General features: G+C 54.9%; 14 protein-coding genes, 2 tRNA genes and 2 pseudogenes. 5 read left to right on the top strand and 13 right to left on the bottom strand.

Annotated features, from left to right (window positions below; genetic code table 11):
- The 3 genes from ACQE3D_RS12590 to ACQE3D_RS12600 are packed head-to-tail and all read left to right on the top strand — an operon-like array spanning position 1 to position 2,107.
- A complete protein-coding gene (locus tag ACQE3D_RS12590) occupies positions 1–786 on the top strand; it encodes a hypothetical protein (protein WP_427500811.1) in 786 nt (261 codons plus the stop codon).
- Positions 786–1,697, top strand: a complete 912-nt coding sequence (locus tag ACQE3D_RS12595) for a hypothetical protein (protein WP_427500812.1) — start codon at positions 786–788, stop codon at positions 1,695–1,697. Before ACQE3D_RS12590 ends, ACQE3D_RS12595 begins: the two co-directional genes overlap by 1 nt.
- Positions 1,694–2,107, top strand: a complete 414-nt coding sequence (locus ACQE3D_RS12600; RefSeq protein WP_427500813.1) for a hypothetical protein — start codon at positions 1,694–1,696, stop codon at positions 2,105–2,107. The genes ACQE3D_RS12595 and ACQE3D_RS12600 overlap by 4 nt, the downstream gene beginning before the upstream one ends.
- Before the next feature lie 72 nt (positions 2,108–2,179).
- On the opposite strand, the pseudogene ACQE3D_RS12605 reads toward ACQE3D_RS12600, so the two are convergent.
- The 13 genes and pseudogenes from ACQE3D_RS12605 to gcvT form a co-directional block, all read right to left on the bottom strand.
- A pseudogene (locus ACQE3D_RS12605) lies at positions 2,180–2,454 on the bottom strand (type I restriction endonuclease subunit R); the annotation flags it as partial.
- 269 nt (positions 2,455–2,723) lie between these two features.
- Positions 2,724–2,800, bottom strand: a tRNA-Pro gene (locus tag ACQE3D_RS12610).
- A gap of 58 nt (positions 2,801–2,858) precedes the next feature.
- Positions 2,859–3,212 (bottom strand): MerR family transcriptional regulator, encoded by a 354-nt coding sequence (locus ACQE3D_RS12615; protein ID WP_064029728.1) that lies wholly within the window; start codon positions 3,210–3,212, stop codon positions 2,859–2,861.
- Entirely contained in the window at positions 3,196–3,492 is a 297-nt protein-coding gene (gene ihfA, locus ACQE3D_RS12620) for an integration host factor subunit alpha (RefSeq protein ID WP_426993711.1), read from the bottom strand. Before ihfA ends, ACQE3D_RS12615 begins: the two co-directional genes overlap by 17 nt.
- Before the next feature lie 2 nt (positions 3,493–3,494).
- A complete protein-coding gene (gene pheT, locus ACQE3D_RS12625) occupies positions 3,495–5,870 on the bottom strand; it encodes a phenylalanine--tRNA ligase subunit beta (RefSeq protein WP_313730217.1) in 2,376 nt (791 codons plus the stop codon).
- A gap of 14 nt (positions 5,871–5,884) precedes the next feature.
- Positions 5,885–6,904, bottom strand: a complete 1,020-nt coding sequence (gene pheS, locus ACQE3D_RS12630) for a phenylalanine--tRNA ligase subunit alpha (protein WP_064029733.1) — start codon at positions 6,902–6,904, stop codon at positions 5,885–5,887.
- 127 nt (positions 6,905–7,031) lie between these two features.
- On the bottom strand, positions 7,032–7,394 hold the full coding sequence (rplT, locus tag ACQE3D_RS12635) for a 50S ribosomal protein L20 (RefSeq protein WP_071156617.1): 363 nt from the start codon (positions 7,392–7,394) through the stop codon (positions 7,032–7,034).
- Between the two features lie 31 nt (positions 7,395–7,425).
- Entirely contained in the window at positions 7,426–7,623 is a 198-nt protein-coding gene (gene rpmI, locus ACQE3D_RS12640) for a 50S ribosomal protein L35 (RefSeq protein ID WP_054761633.1), read from the bottom strand.
- A gap of 148 nt (positions 7,624–7,771) precedes the next feature.
- A complete protein-coding gene (gene infC / locus ACQE3D_RS12645; RefSeq protein WP_082885574.1) occupies positions 7,772–8,296 on the bottom strand; it encodes a translation initiation factor IF-3 in 525 nt (174 codons plus the stop codon).
- A 22-nt stretch (positions 8,297–8,318) separates the two neighbouring features.
- Positions 8,319–10,226 carry a threonine--tRNA ligase gene (thrS, locus tag ACQE3D_RS12650; RefSeq protein WP_313730216.1) on the bottom strand — a complete coding sequence of 636 codons (1,908 nt, stop codon included), beginning with the start codon at positions 10,224–10,226 and terminating at the stop codon, positions 8,319–8,321.
- 48 nt (positions 10,227–10,274) lie between these two features.
- Positions 10,275–10,352, bottom strand: a tRNA-Val gene (locus tag ACQE3D_RS12655).
- Between the two features lie 149 nt (positions 10,353–10,501).
- The gene (gene gcvP / locus ACQE3D_RS12660) at positions 10,502–13,408 is read right to left on the bottom strand and encodes an aminomethyl-transferring glycine dehydrogenase (RefSeq protein WP_313730215.1); all 2,907 of its coding nucleotides are present in this window, start codon (positions 13,406–13,408) and stop codon (positions 10,502–10,504) included.
- Positions 13,409–13,411: 3 nt separating this feature from the next.
- The gene (gene gcvT / locus ACQE3D_RS12665; protein WP_064029743.1) at positions 13,412–14,497 is read right to left on the bottom strand and encodes a glycine cleavage system aminomethyltransferase GcvT; all 1,086 of its coding nucleotides are present in this window, start codon (positions 14,495–14,497) and stop codon (positions 13,412–13,414) included.
- Between the two features lie 242 nt (positions 14,498–14,739).
- On the opposite strand from gcvT, the gene bfr reads away from it, so the two are divergent.
- Complete coding sequence (gene bfr / locus ACQE3D_RS12670; RefSeq protein WP_064029745.1) at positions 14,740–15,207, top strand: bacterioferritin; 468 nt, start codon at positions 14,740–14,742, stop codon at positions 15,205–15,207.
- 146 nt (positions 15,208–15,353) lie between these two features.
- Positions 15,354–16,367, top strand: a pseudogene (gene groEL, locus ACQE3D_RS12675) (chaperonin GroEL); the annotation flags it as partial.
- Positions 16,368–16,393: the final 26 nt, after the last annotated feature.

Genomic DNA, 16,393 nt, shown 5'->3' on the forward strand with positions numbered 1-16,393 from the left:
GTGGCTAATTTGATGTTGGGCTATGGCAATTTGATCGAGAGTTCGGATACGCTGAGTGGCGGTTCGTGGTCAACGTCGTTTCCGTTGGCCAACGTTAAGAACCGGCGGCTGGCTAAAGTGGCGCGCACGGTCGATGATGCCACCGGATCGAGCTGGCTGAATATCGATTTAGGCGCAAATAGGACCGCTCAATGCTTTGCGGCCATCCGCACAAATCTGTCGGCGGCGGGCGTGTTTCGAGTACGTGCGGCGGGTAACGGCGACTCGACTTATTCTGTCCCGCTATATGATTCTGGCTATGTCTCGGCTGCTGCGTTTACGCCCGATTTGATTTTAGGATTGGCGGCTTCGATATCGGCGCGCTATTGGAGGCTTGAGATTGCCGATTCCAGCAATCCCGACGGGTATATCGAGATCGGCCGCATCTTCGTCGGCCCGGCGCTGGCGCCGGCTGACAACATGAGCTACGGCAATCACATCGGCTATCGCTCACGCTCTGAAGTCGTGCAAACCCAAGGTGGCGCGATGATTGGTTTGCGTCGAGTCGGGCAAAGGCAATTTCAGTTTGCACTGGACTGGATGAACGAAGCCGAGGCGATAGCGGCGCTGGAACTGCAACGAGTAGTCGACATCACCGATGAAGTGCTGTTGATCCGCGATCGCACGGATACCACGTATAACCAGCAGCGGCATTTCCTCGGGCAACTGTCTGAGCTGTCTCCGATTGATAACCCGTACGTGCTGACTCATCAAGTCGGGTTTAACGTGGTCGAGGTGATCGCATAATGGCGCTGTATCTCGATGCCACCGGTCAGCTCGTCATTGCCGGATCAATACCGCCAGGCGGTAGCGCAGTCACCGGTGCGGCGTCCGGTAGCCTGTCCGATTTAGCTGCTTGGCTACGCGGCCTGGACGGCACCGCCGCTTGGCATCCGGCCAGCTATTACGCCGGCGCCGGCGAAGACCCGAGCGCGGTCGCATGGTCCGATGTCACCGGTTCGGGAAAGCCGGCCAACAACGCCACCAAGAACACTATCTTTCGGCAAACCAGCGCGCCGACGTCCGGCATGACGACGAACGATATCTGGTTCGACACGACTACGTTGAATCCTAAGGTGTACAGCTATAACGGCTCCGCCTGGGTACTCGCCGGCGATATTACCGGCAACAACACAGCGGCCGCCATCAGCGGCCAAGGCGCGCTAGCGACGGTCAATCAGATCAACTCTGGCAATTTTGCGACGTTGCTCGGCGGTGGAATTATCGACCGCGATCGGCTGATTCCCGGAAACATCGCTAAGTTGACGAGATATTTCACCGCCACCGCCTGGGCACCGCCGGGTTCTACAATGAACGAATTGGAGATCAGCGGATTCACATGTGCAAACGCGTATCTACGTCAGATCACGCTGAAAATTTCCTTTTTGATCGAAACAACGACGGATGGCACGAGGTACTTCGGTATCGCTAATGATCTAATGTCGGACACGCTTCCCCTTGCTCAGCAAGTGGCGTATGACTCAACGATCGATATGGGCAGTCGGTTTATTTCCGGCACCGTGATGATCAGCGGCGGCATTCTGAAGCTTGGCACGGGTGGCATGAGCTTCAGCATTTATTTGTACTGGAAATACTCCGGATCGATCACTAAGCAGATGAGCAACATCCTGTTATACGTGGAGGAGATCACCGCATGACCTTGTTGGTTGTGTCGTCTGATGGTCACATCATTGAAGCGTGGGACGGTGCCGATCAGGGCGCGCTGGCGGACAAGCTGACTGAAGGCCAATGGCTAATTGACGCCGCAATTTCTAACGTCAGATCGATATCATCGCTTTATGTACCGCTCGAAGCCGAAGCGCCGATTGCTCGCCCGGCAATGGGCGTCACTATCGATAAGACAATAATATTGGCCAACGGTATCGATGTCGCAACGCTATCGAATGTTCCGGTTGGCGCGACGATGGAAATCACGATTGGTGCATCGACGACGACGCGTGTTTGCGGTGAGTCTGAACTGGTTTCGAGCGACGTGGTTGGAGATATTTCGATCAAAATCTCTGACTGGCCAGCGCTTGATTTTGTTGTTTCGATTTTGGCAGTTTAAACGGCGTTAAAACCGCGATAATTCGCGACAAATATCCCGCTAAATTACGACAAAAATCGCGCGAATTTACACTTGTTGCAGACCGTGGCTGACGGTGTGGTTGTTGTCTTTGACTTCGACTACCGCAACGGGCACGCCGGGTTCTCACTACAGCACATAGTCGGCAAATTTCTTTTTTTTCTTATTGCGCGAGGAAACATTGCCACGAACGACGATGGGGCCAGGGGTTAGAGTTACTTCGCGGCGGATTTGTCGGAGGCGTCCCAGCCGGCGTCGCGGATAGCTGGAGTGATGAAAAGGTCGCAGATGTCGGTTTCGCTGAGGGCTTTCTTTTCGTTTTTATCCATAAATCAGGAGTCCTATCTAACGATTCGGTTGGCCGAATAGTATAACGTTAGAGTGGCTGAACGTAGATATTGCCAGAAAATTTGGTAATCAGGCCGGGATTAGTTTGCAACTAATTTGGATGACCAGGATTTTAACCAAGTCCGGCTAGAGCAAAGAGAGTAAGTAGCTTTCCAGTAACGATCAGTCGGCAAGCATTGAAAATTGTTGTACCGAAATGACAATTCTGAAACTTATAGCAACCACATGCTTTATAAGTAGTTGATTTAATTGGTCGGGACGGCGGGATTCGAACCCACGACCACTTGCCCCCCAGACAAGTGCGCTACCAGGCTGCGCTACGCCCCGAAAAGAAATGCTGATGAACTAAATTAGCCGGTTATTGTAGCACGGCTTTGCCGATTGATCACTTCAAAAGTTCTAAAATATCTTCCAGTTCGCTTATCATCTGGTGGATAAGCTGCTTGGTCCTTAGCGTGTCTTCCTTGGCGCTACCGCTGGCCAGATGCGCCCTGGCGCCGCCTATCGTGTAGCCTTGCTCGTACAACAGCGCTCTGATTTGCCGTATCAGCAATACGTCGTGTCGTTGGTAATAACGGCGGTTGCCGCGGCGTTTTACCGGACTGAGTTCGCTAAACTCCTGCTCCCAATAGCGCAATACGTGGGGCTTAACCCCGCATAGTTCGCTAACTTCGCCTATCGTGAAATAGCGCTTCGCCGGTATAACCGGCAACTCGTTGTTATTACTGGGTTCCAGCATAGGCTTCCACTCGGGCTTTCAGTTTCTGTCCGGTTCTGAACGTCACGACCCGGCGTGGAGTAATCGGGATTTCTTCTCCGGTTTTAGGGTTACGGCCCGGTCGGCCGTTTTTGTCTCTCAGCTCGAATTTGCCGAATCCGGAAATTTTCACTTGCTCCCCGGTCTCCAGGCAACGTTTAATTTCTTCGAAAAACAATTCGACAATTTCCTTGGCTTCTCGTTTGTTCAAGCCTAGGTCTTCGAAGAGTCTTTCCGCAATGTCTGCTTTGGTTAATGCCACAATCACTCCCTCAATTTTGCATTCAGATTGGTCGCCAAAGTATCGAGCACCCTGCGAAATATAGCATCAATTTCAGTGTCGGTCAGAGTTTGCTCGAAATCCTGTAATACCACGCTCAAGGCCACGCTTTTGTGACCTTCACTGACGCCTTGCCCTTGGTAGACGTCGAAAATCGCCGCTTCCCGAATAGCCGGTTCCCGACAGTCTAGGACACAACGGACGATATCGCCGGCGGCAACGGCCTGATCGACCACCAATGCTAAATCCCGACGTACCGACGGGAATTTAGACAGCGGGCTGAAACTGGGCACTTGCCGAATCGTTAAAGCATCGAGAGCCAATTCAAATAAAAATACCGGACTATCGAAACCCAACTGCTTTTCCAACAAAGGATGCAACATTCCCAGCCAACCGATACTGTCGCCCTCTAAACCAACGATTTCAGCCGACTGACCAGGATGCAGGGCCGAATGTTGAGCACTGCGGAAACCGGCGGCTGACGCACCTAACGCGAGTAGAGCTTCGACATCAGCCTTCACATCGAAGAAATCGACCCTACGGGCCTTCTCTGCCCATTGTTCCGCATGAACGCTACCCAGGGCCAGCCCGGCGAGCATTTTTTGCTGCTGGATCTGACCATCGCGATATACGAAACGCAGGCCGGACTCGAACAAGCGAACTCGACTTTGTTGGCGATGAGTGTTGTAAAGCGCGGCGTTCAACAGACCGCACCAGAGCGTGGTACGCATGACCGCCAGTTCCGACGAAATCGGGTTTTGAATCCGTATAAATTCGGCACCGGGTGCGACGGCCTTTTGCATCGCCTCATCGACAAAGCTGTACGTGATAACTTCCTGATAGCCTCTATCCACCAATGCGTCTTGCAACCGCTCGAGCGTCAAGCGATTTTCCGGCGCTTTGCCCAGTTCGGCGCGCATGCGCAAATTGCTGCTGGGCAGGTTGTTATAACCATGGATGCGGCCGATTTCTTCCAATAGATCCGCTTCGATGGATATATCGAAACGAAATCCTGGCGGGGTGATTTCCCAACCATCCGCGACTTGCGCAACCGTCATTCCCAAGCCCTGGAATAAGGTTGCGACCGCTTCGTTGGACAACTCGATTCCGAGTATCTTCGCAATTCGGTCGCTACGCAACTTGACCGGACTACGGGCCGGCAGCGCATCTTCGTCGACCGCTTCCGTGATCGGACCAGCGCTACCACCCGCAATCTCAAGTATCAATTGCGTCGCGCGCTCGAGGGCCCGATGTTGCAATCTGAAATCGACGCCACGTTCGAAACGGTGGGACGAATCGGTATGCAAGCCATATTGCCGAGCCTTGCCGGCTACGCTAATCGGCGTGAAGAACGCGCATTCCAAGAAAATATCGCAAGTTTGATCCGATACCGCACTGTCCTTGCCGCCCATCACACCGGCCAATGCCAGGGATTGGCGTTGATCGGCAATAATCAGACTGCCGTCGTCCAACTCGATGGTTTGGTCGTTTAACAACGCCAGCGATTCGCCCGCCTTAGCGCGCCGAACGACGACGGGCGCGGCCAGCTTAGCCGCATCGAACGCATGCAAGGGCTGACCCAATTCCAAGAGCACGTAATTGGTGACATCGACAACCGCGCTCAAGCCTCGGACACCGCTACGACGCAAGCGTTCCAGCATCCAGAGCGGGGTTTTGGCATCCCTAGCAATCCCTTTAATCAAGCGTCCCAAATAAACCGGGCACGCTTCCGGTGCTTCAACCTGAACTTCCAGCACGTCCGAATGACCGATTTCGGCGGCGGCGGGTTCGGTTGGCGTAAACGCCTGCTTGTTCAATACCGCCATTTCCCTGGCAACGCCAACCGCACTGAGGCAATCGGCTCGATTAGGCGTCAATCCCAACTCGATAATATTGTCGTTCAACAACAGATATTCGCGAATATCGACGCCTACCGGCGCGTCGCTTTGCAGCTCCATCAAACCGTCTGAAGTCGCCGCAAGGCCGAGTTCTTTTTCCGAACACAGCATGCCGAACGATAATTCACCGCGTAACTTGGATTCCTTGATTTTGAAGTCGCCGGGCAAGATCGCGCCAATCAGAGCGGCCGGCACCTTCAAACCAGGCCGGACATTGCTGGCACCGCAAACGATTTGCAGAGGCTCGGCTTGGCCGACATTGACTCGACAGACTCTTAACTTATCGGCGTTGGGGTGCTGCTCGGTCGACAGCACTTCCGCGACGACGACGCCGCTGAATTCCGCCGCGACCGGCGTGACCGCATCGACTTCCAAGCCGGCCATCGTCAGTTGAGCAACCAAGGCGGCGGTATCGATCGGCGGGTTAACCAGCTCCCTCAACCAGGCTTCGCTAACTTGCATGATTCAATCCACCGTTACCTAAACTGTTGCAAAAATTTCAAGTCGTTTTCGAAGAACATCCGCAGGTCGTTGATACCGTAACGCATCATTGCCAAGCGCTCAACACCGGTTCCGAAGGCGAAACCCGAGTATTGCTCGGGATCGATACCGACCGACTTGAAGACTTCCGGATGGATCATCCCGCATCCGCCAACTTCCAGCCAACCTGTCTGTTTACAGACGCGACAGCCCTGGCCGTCGCACATGACGCATGAAACGTCGAACTCCGCCGACGGCTCGGTGAACGGGAAATAAGACGGCCGAAACCTGACGTCGACTTCCTTCTCAAAAAAAGCCCGCAGGAATTCAAATATGACGCCCTTCAGGTCGCCGAAGCTGACGTCGGTATCGACCAGAAAGCCCTCAACCTGATGAAACATCGGCGAATGGGTCATATCGGAATCGCAACGGTAGACGCGGCCGGGCGCGATGACTTTCAGCGGCGGCTTCTCCGATTCCATGACCCGAATTTGTACCGGCGACGTATGGGTGCGCAGCACGGTATGCGCATCGAAATAAAAGGTATCGTGCATCGCCCTGGCCGGGTGATGCTCGGGTATGTTGAGCGCGCCGAAATTGTGGTAATCGTCTTCGATTTCCGGACCTTCGGCGATCGTAAAACCGGCGTCCGCGAAGATCTTGGCGATGCGTCGCTGGGTGACGGTTACCGGATGCAGTCCGGCGCTGGATTGCCCTCTACCGGGCAACGTGACGTCGATTCGCCCCGCAGCCAAACGAGCCTCGAGTTCGGCATTCTCCAGCAACTGCCTACGCGTTTCGAGCGCGTCCTGAAAGGCGGTTTTGGCATTATTGATAACTTGACCGACACTCCGTCTCTGCTCGGGGTCCAAACCGCCCAGGGCCTTCATGCGCTCCGTAAACAGGCCTTTTTTGCCCAAATAATGAACCCTGATCTGATCCAGCTGTTCCAGATCTTGTGCATTGGCAAGCGCTTGTAATGCCTGCGTAATAATATCTTCGATACCAGCCGACACGACTCAGCTCACTATAGTCTGACATTGAGGGGGTAACCGCTCCCTTTGGCGGATTCCCGGGGAGCCCTCCCCGCCTTGGCGGAGAGGTAGCGACCGCGAGTCGTCCGCGCGGACGACTCGGATTTTGTTACGGTTTGCTTTGGTTGGCGATAGCGACTTTGGCTATCTCGCCAAACGCTTCGATGTCGCGCACGGCCAAATCGGCCAGGACTTTGCGATCGATCGCGACATTGGCTTTGTTCAAACCGTTGATCATGCGACTGTAGGATATGCCGAACTGACGCGCGGCAGCGTTGATACGCACGATCCACAGAGCGCGGAATTGGCGTTTTTTAGCCTTACGGTCGCGGTAAGCGTACTGGCCGGCCTTAATGACCGCTTGCTTGGCGACGCGATAGACTCGGCTGCGGGCGCCATAATAGCCTTTAGCCAATTTCAGGATTTTTTTGTGTCTTGCTCTAGCGGTGACACCGCGTTTAACTCTAGCCATGTTTTAACTCTCTCTGCAAATAACGAATCGATCAACTATAAGGCAGCATGCGTGCTACCAATGGCGTATCCGATGGATGCAGGATGGCTGTTTTACGCAATTGTCTTTTACGTTTAGTGGTTTTTTTGGTCAGGATATGACGCTTATGCGATTGCTTGCATTTGAAACCGCCGGTGCCGGTTTTCTTGAAGCGCTTACCCGCGCCACTGTGGCTTTTCAGTTTTGGCATTTGTTTTCTCCAGTGAGTCAAAGTAATAATCCCTGAGAAAAAACCCAGTGAGGCAAAATGCTTGGCCCCATTGAATTTTTGGGCAAAACGCCCTTAAGACCGCACCATCCCGCGCGGACTACCGTTTATCGAAACGGCGAAATCTTAATTATTTCTTTCTTTTCGGGGCCATAACCATGACCATCTGCCGACCTTCCAACTTGGGGAATTGCTCGACGGAGGCCAGCTCTTCCAGGTCGGTTTCGATACGCTTCAGCAAGTCCATACCCAACTCACGGTGAGTCAGTTCGCGACCTTTAAAACGCACGGTAATCTTGGTTTTATCGCCCTCGTTGAGGAATTTGACCAAACTCCGAATCTTGACCTGGTAATCACCTTCTTCGGTGCCCGGTCGGAACTTGATTTCCTTAATCTGGATTTGCTTTTGTTTCTTCTTGGCAGCTTGCAGTTTTTTGTTCTGCTCAAACTGATACTTGCCAAAATCCATGATTTTACAAACGGGAGGATCGGCATTCGGCGAAATCTCGACCAAATCCAGATTTGCGTCGTAAGCAAGCTGTAAAGCTTCGTTTATTGAGACTACACCGACTTGTTCACCTTCTGCGCCTATCACCCGAACCCGTCTAGCGGTTATATCGGTGTTTAAGCGTGTTGCATCTTTTTTAGAGCTGATACCCTAATCCTCCACGTTGTTATTATTTCCTGTCGGCAATCTCATGTTTCAAGCGTTCAACCAACTCCGAAACCGCCAGACTTCCCAGATCGTCACCTTGCTGCGTACGCACCGCGACGGTCCTATTCTCCATCTCTTTGTCACCGATTACCAGTAAATACGGTACACGATGCATGGAATGCTCGCGGATTTTAAAGCCTATCTTCTCGTTTCTCAAGTCAATTTTAACTCTAAGACCTTGTTTTTCCAGCTCCAGACGCACCTGTTCGGCGTAATCGGCCTGTTTGTCGGTAATATTCATCACGACGACCTGGACGGGCGCCAGCCACAACGGAAAATTTCCGGCGTATTGCTCGATCAGAATACCGATGAAACGCTCAAGCGAGCCCAACACCGCTCTGTGCAGCATCACCGGCACATGGCGAGCGCTGTCTTCGCCGATATAACTGGCATCCAAGCGGGCCGGCATCGAAAAATCCACCTGTATCGTGCCGCACTGCCAAACCCGGCCAATGCAATCTTTTAATGAAAATTCGATCTTCGGACCGTAAAAAGCCCCTTCCCCAGGTTGCAATTGCCAGTCCAGGCCTTTGTTGTTCAAGGCCAACTCAAGAGCGCCTTCCGCCTTGTCCCAAACCGCGTCATCTCCGACCCGGTTTTCAGGGCGTGTCGACAATTTGATGATCACTTGATCGAAGCCGAAGTCTTTGTACACTTCGAACAAAAGATCGATGAACGCCGAAACCTCGGACTGGATCTGATCTTCCGTGCAGAAAATATGGGCATCGTCCTGGACAAAGTTGCGGACCCGCATCAAACCGTGCAGGGTACCCGACGGCTCGTTACGGTGACAGGAACCGAATTCGGCCAAGCGGACCGGCAAATCGCGATAGCTCTTGATGCCTTGGTTGTAAATCTGGATGTGGCACGGACAGTTCATCGGCTTGACCGCGTAATCGCGATTTTCCGAATTGGTCGTGAACATCATCGCACTGAATTTATCCCAGTGACCCGACCTTTCCCACAAGCTGCGATCGACGATCTGCGGAGTCTTGACTTCGCCGTAGCCGTTCACTCGCAATTTTTCGCGAATGTATTGCTCGATCTGTTGATAAATGGTCCAACCTTTGTCGTGCCAGAATACCATGCCCGGCGCTTCTTCCTGGGTATGAAACAAATCCAGGACCTTGCCGATTTTACGGTGGTCGCGCTTTTCGGCCTCTTCCAGCCGATGCAGATACGCCGCCAATTCCTTGGCATCGCCCCAGGCGGTACCGTAGATGCGTTGCAGCATTTCGTTTTTGGAGTCGCCGCGCCAATAGGCGCCAGCGATCTTCATTAATTTGAACGCCTTTAGCTTGCCGGTGCTCGGCACATGCGGGCCGCGGCACAAATCGGTGAAATCGCCTTGCTTATAGAGCGACAGATCTTCGTTGGCCGGAATCGAAGCAATGATTTCCGCCTTGTATTTTTCGCCCAGACCCTCGAAAAAGCTAACCGCCTCGTCGCGCGACAACACCGACCGGCTAACCGCTAAATCTTGCGAAGCCAGTTCTTGCATGCGCTTCTCAATAGCCGCCAAATCGTCGGGCGTAAACGAGCGTTCGAAAGCAAAATCGTAGTAAAAGCCGTTTTCGACGACCGGACCGATCGTGACTTGCGCTGAAGGAAATAACTGCTTAACGGCTTGAGCCAGCAAATGCGCGGTCGAATGGCGAATCACTTCAACGCCTTCATCGTCCTTGGCGGTAACAATTTGCAGAGTGGCATCGGTTTCAATCAACGTGGACGCATCGACTAATCGGCCATTGACCTTGCCCGCCAGGGTGGCTTTTGCCAAACCCGCGCCAATGGACGTGGCGACATCCATTACGGTAACCGCTTGGTCGAATTGGCGTTGAGAACCGTCTGGAAGTGTAATTACCGGCATTTTTCGATCCCACAATAAAAAAAGCACCGTCATGCGGTGCTTTATATTTGGTAGGCGCGAGTGGACTCGAACCACCGACCCCCACCATGTCAAGGTGGTGCTCTAACCAAACTGAGCTACGCGCCTAAAGTCTGTCATTCGATTCGGGCATTATAACGATGTTTTTTTTTGTTGCAAGCTTTTTCCACTGACTTCCCTGTCGCGCTCCGCTCACTTGCGCGGTTTTCGAAGAGAATTGGCGCGCCGAAGCTAAAAATACCGAGTCGCTGCAAGCATCAAACCGCGCCTGAATCCGCTTCCGTCCAATCCAAAGGACAGCTACAGAACACGTGGCGATCACCGTAGACATTGTCGATGCGGCCGACCGGCGGCCAATACTTGTCGTCATGCTGGTGGCTATCCGGAAACAGTGCTTGTTGCCGCGAATACGGCAAGTTCCATTCCTGCAGCAACAGCCTATGCGTATGTGGCGCGTTATGCAAAAGATTGTTGTCGATAGCCGCGCGCCCTGCTTCGATCTCGCGGATTTCATACCGAATCGCGATCATCGCATCGCAAAAGCGGTCGATTTCGGCCCGATTTTCGCTTTCGGTCGGCTCAATCATTAAAGTATCGGCGACCGGGAACGCCACGGTCGGCGCGTGAAAGCCGTAGTCGATCAAACGCTTGGCGATATCCTCGACGCTGACGTTGGCGGTCTTCTTGAACTCGTGGCAATCGATGATGCACTCGTGAGCCACCCAGCCGTTCGCATCGGTGTACATAATCGGATAGTGCGGCGCCAACCGGCGCGCGACGTAATTGGCGTTCAATAGCGCGGTCAGCGTGGCCCGTTTCAGACCGGCCGCGCCCATCATCGCAATGTAAGCCCAGGAGATGGTCAATATGCTAGCCGAGCCCCACGGCGCCGCCGACACCGTGCCGACCGTGCCATGTTCGCCCTTCAGCGGATTGACGCCCTCCACTACCGGATGATCCGGCAGAAATGGCGCCAGATGCTCGCGCACGCCGATAGGCCCGACGCCCGGGCCGCCGCCACCGTGCGGAATGCAGAAGGTCTTGTGCAGATTCAAATGCATTACGTCGGCGCCGATCGCGCCCGGCCGGCACAATCCAACCAACGCGTTGAAGTTGGCGCCGTCCATATACACCTGGCCGCCAGCTTGATGCACCAGTTCGCAGATTTGCCGGAACGCCTGTTCGTAAACGCCGTGGGTTGAGGGATAGGTAATCATCAAGGCCGCGACGCGATCGCCATGTTCGGCCAATTTCGCGCGCAAATCGTCGACGCTGACGTTGCCGTGGTCGTCGCAAGCCACGACGACGACTTGCAATCCGGCCAGCGCCGCGCTCGCCGGGTTGGTGCCGTGCGCGGACGCCGGAATCAAGCACACCGTACGCTGGCTGTGGCCGTTGACGTCGTGGAATTTGCGGATCACCAGCAAGCCGGTATATTCGCCCTGCGAACCGGCGTTCGGTTGAAACGAAAAGGCTTGGAAGCCGGTCAGGTCGCACAGCATGTCTTCCAGTTCCGCGAACAATTGCTGATAGCCCTGGGCTTGGTATATCGGTACGAAGGGGTGCATCGCGTTGAATTCGTAAAACGAGATGGCCTGCATCTCGGTCGCCGCGTTCAACTTCATCGTACAAGAGCCGAGCGGAATCATCGACCTATCCAACGCGATGTCGCGCCGAGCCAGCCGGCGCATGTAGCGCATCATCTCGGTTTCGGAGTGGTACAGGCTGAACACCGGATGCTGCAAAATCGCGTCAACGCGCAACAGGTTTTCCGGAATGCATTCGCTCAATCGACCATCCAGGCCGTTGATGTCCGGCAAATCGGCGACCGGCGACACGAACACCTGCCACAGCGCCCGCAGATGATCCCGGGTCGTGGTTTCGTCCAGCGAAATCCCCACGTGATCGGCGTCGATCACCCGCAGATTGATGCCGGCTTCCTCGGCTTGGGCGGCAATGCGTTTGGCTCGGTTGGGCAAGCGGACGACAATCGTATCGAAATAACAAAGGCTAACCACCTGATGCCCGCTTTCGACGATGCCGGCGGCCAGAATTTGCGCGTAGCGATGCACCCGACCGGCAATCAAACGCAAGCCAGCCGCACCGTGGTAAACCGCGTAAAAACCGGCGATCACAGCCAGCAATACTTGGGAAGTACAAATGTTGCTAGTCGCCTTATCGCGGCGAATGTGCTGCTCGCGAGTCTGCAAGGCCATGCGCAGGGCCATCTGGCCGTGCACGTCCCTGGACACGCCGATGATCCGGCCCGGCACCGAACGCTTGAACTCGTCGCGGGTGGCGAAATAAGCCGCGTGCGGACCGCCGTAACCCATAGGCACGCCGAAGCGCTGCGCGCTGCCGACCGCGATATCGGCATCGAACGCCGCCGGCGGCTTCAGCAACACCAAGCTCAGCAAGTCGGCGGCCACCGTCGCCAGCGCTTGCTTTTGGTGGGCGATGGCAATGGGGGCAGTCAAATCATGAATCTCGCCGCTACAGCCCGGATATTGCAGAATCAGCGCGAAAAACTCATGTTGTTCCAAAGCGTCGAACGGGTCGCTCACCAGCACGCGATAACCCAACGAACTGGCCCTAGTTTGCACGACGGCGATCGTTTGCGGATGGCAATCGCGGTCCACGACCACCAGATTCGACGAGCTCTTCGCCAGCCGCCGCGACATCGTCATCGCTTCGGCGACCGCAGTGGCTTCGTCCAGCAGTGAAGCGTTCGCCAGTTCCATGCCGGTCAGATCGATGATCATCTGCTGGAAATTCAACAGCGCCTCCAACCGGCCCTGGCTCACTTCGGCCTGGTACGGTGTATAAGCCGTGTACCAACCGGGGTTCTCCAGCACATTGCGCTTGATGACCGACGGCAGGATAGTATCGTAATAGCCCATACCGATCATCGAAGTCAGCACCTGATTGCGCTCGCGCATCCGCCGCAGATATTTGATGACCGCCCGCTCACTGATGGTTTCGGTAAGTTTGAGTGGCTCACGGTTCAGAATGTCGGCCGGCACCACTTTATCGATCAGGTCCTCCAGCCTTTCCAAACCCAACGCGGCCAACATGGCTTGAGCCTGTTCGCGGTCCGGGCCGATATGACGTTGGATGAAGTTGCCGCGCATTTCCAATTGATCGAGACCTAGACGTTCCGACATAGCCTATCTCCGATAACGGTGAGGAACAAAGGGCAACCGACAGACGCTGGCCTGTACGGTTTGGTCCCGGACTTGGGCAAGCAATTCGGTACCGACTTGGCTGCAGGCCGCTTCGACCAAGGCCATCGCGATCGGCCGGCCTAGCGTTGGCGAATAGCCGCCGCTGGTGACAACGCCAACCGGCCGCTCGCCGGCAAACAGCTTGGCACCATCGCGCACCGGCATTTTGCCGGTTATGCTCAATCCGACCCTTCGCCGGCGCGGTCCGTGTTGCAACTGCGGCAGAATGATCGAACTGCCTGGAAAATCTTGATGACCTTGTTTAAATACCCACGACAACCCGGCATCGACCGGGCTAATATCGGCACTCAGCTCGTGGCCGTACAGACATAAACCGGCTTCCAAACGCAGGGTATCGCGGGCACCCAAGCCTATCGGCGCCACGCCATCCTGTTCCAGCAACAAAACCGCTAGCCGCTCGACATCGTCAACATGCACCGACAGCTCGAATCCATCCTCGCCGGTGTAACCGCTACGACTAATGTGGCAAGCGATCCCGGCGATGTCGTCGTCGCAAACCTGCATGAATTTCAAGGCCGAGGCACTTGGCGAAAGCTTTTCGAGAATAGTCGCGGCCGACGGTCCTTGTAATGCCAACAGAGCCAACTCCGACTGTTCGACGAATTCGCAAGAAGCGGGCAAAACGGATTGCAGATAGGCAAAATCGCCGGCTTTGCAGCCGGCATTGACGACAATCGATACCCCGGACGGAATCCGGGTGACGATGATGTCGTCGATCACGCCGCCGTCGGGATGGGTTAACACCGAGTATTTCTGCGCGCCGATCGTAAGTTCGGTCATGCCGCCCGGCGTCAATTGATCCAGTGCTTCGGCGGCATGCTTGCCCAGCACCAGACACTGACCCATGTGCGAAATATCGAACAATCCGGCCTGCTCTCGACAATGCCGATGCTCGCGCAGAATGCCGTTTCGGTATTGCACCGGCATCCGATAACCGGCAAAGGCGGTCATTTTCGCGCCTAGCCGGCCATGCAAATCGTAAAGTGGTGTGGTCTTTAACTCGGACATATCTCCCCTCCTGGACGACGCCGATCGAAGCCAGCCCAAGCTTACCGTGAACGGCGCCAATCGCCAATCCGTAGGGCCAAGGTGAGAACCTTCATTAATCAGGAATCGCTACCGCGAATGCGGTGGACGTCCTGAGTATAGTCAGAAAGCCGGAAAAGCCCGAGCCACCGCCCGGAACACCAACGGACCAAAGGGTTTTGTATTACCATAGTCCCCAGACAATTCAACACGGGAGAGCGGATATGCAAGGCGATAAACAAGTCATCGACTACCTCAACGAACTGCTGGCGGGCGAGCTAACGGCGATAGACCAATACTTCGTGCATTCCCGAATGTATCAGAACTGGGGATTACACAAACTGTACGAGCGCATCGCCCACGAAGTACAAGACGAAACCAACCATGCCGACGCGCTAATCAAGCGGATTCTGTTCCTGGAGGGGACGCCGAATCTGTCCAAACGCGACCCGCTGTTGGTCGGCGCGACGGTGCCGGAGATGCTGAAAAACGATCTGGCGGTGGAAATTTCAGTAGTCGGCGCGTTGCGCAAAGTCATCGCCTACTGCGAAAGCGTGCGCGATTACCAAACCCGCGAAATCCTGGAAGTGATGCTGGACGACACCGAAGAAGACCACGCCCATTGGCTGGAACAGCAATTGGGTCTAATCCAAATGGTCGGCCTGGAAAATTATCTGCAATCGCAGATGTAATTTCGCTTGGGGACGAAGTCAAGGTCGGCGGCGTCGAGCATGTCGTGGTGCGCGAGGACGAAATCCTCGGCGTCTTAGAAGGCTGAATTTCCAAGACGATTCATTTTTAACATTCCGATTTAAGTGTTTTTGGAGGAAAAGCATTTATGGCTGCCAAACAAGCGTTATTTGCCGACGAAGCCAGCCAACGCATGCTGGCGGGGTGAATGTTCTGGCCGATGCCGTCAAACAAACTCTGGGCCAGAAAGACCGCAATGTAGTATTGGAGCGCAGTTTCGGCGCGCCGACCTTGACCAAGGACGGCGTCTCCGTAGCAAAAGAAATCGAGCTGAAAGGCAGGTTCGAGAACATGGGCGCCCAAAAATGGTCAAGGAAATGTCTTCCAAGACTTCCGACGTGGCCGGCGACGGCACTACCACCGCCACGGGTCTTGCGCAAGCCATCGTCCGCGAAGGTTTAAAATCGGTCTCGGCCGGCGCCAATCTTATGGGCATCAAGCGCGGCATCGACCAAGCCGTTAGCGTCGCGGTCGAGGAATTGAAAAAACTCTCCAAGCCCTGCACCGACAGCAAAGCCATCGCCCAAGTCGGTACCATTTGGGCCAACTCCGACGACGCTGTAGGTCAAATCATCGCCGATGCGATGGACAAGGTCGGCAAGGAAGGCGTGATTACCGTCGAAGGGGGCTCCGGCATGCAGAATGAACTGGAGGTGGTGGAAGGCATGCAGTTCGACCGCGGCTACATTTCGCCGTAGTTCGCCAACCAAAAAGAGGCATGACCGCCGAACTGGAAAATCCTTATATCCTGCTGCACGACAAGAAAATATCGAACATCCGCGATCTGATCCCGCCGTTGGAAAAAGTCTCCATAGCCGGCCGTTCGCTACCGATCGTCGCCGAAGACGTAGAAGGCGAAGCGCTGGCGACCCTGGTGGTCAACACCTTGCGCGGCATATTGAAAGTCTGCGCGGTCAAGGCGCCCGGCTTCGGCGACCGCCGCAAAGCCATGCTGGAAGACATGGCGATTCTGACCGGCGGCACGGTGATTCCCGAAGAGCTGGGCTTCCGCCTGGTGGAACAACTGGGCAGCGCAAAGAAAGTCCAGGTCTCGAAGGAAATTTCCATCATCGTCGATAGCGCCGGCAGTACCGAGAACATCAACGTGGATTTCATCGCCCCGCGTAC

Origin of the sequence: Methylomonas sp. MS20 (genome assembly GCF_050275925.1) — a bacterium.
In the GTDB taxonomy this organism is placed as follows: domain Bacteria; phylum Pseudomonadota; class Gammaproteobacteria; order Methylococcales; family Methylomonadaceae; genus Methylomonas; species Methylomonas koyamae_A.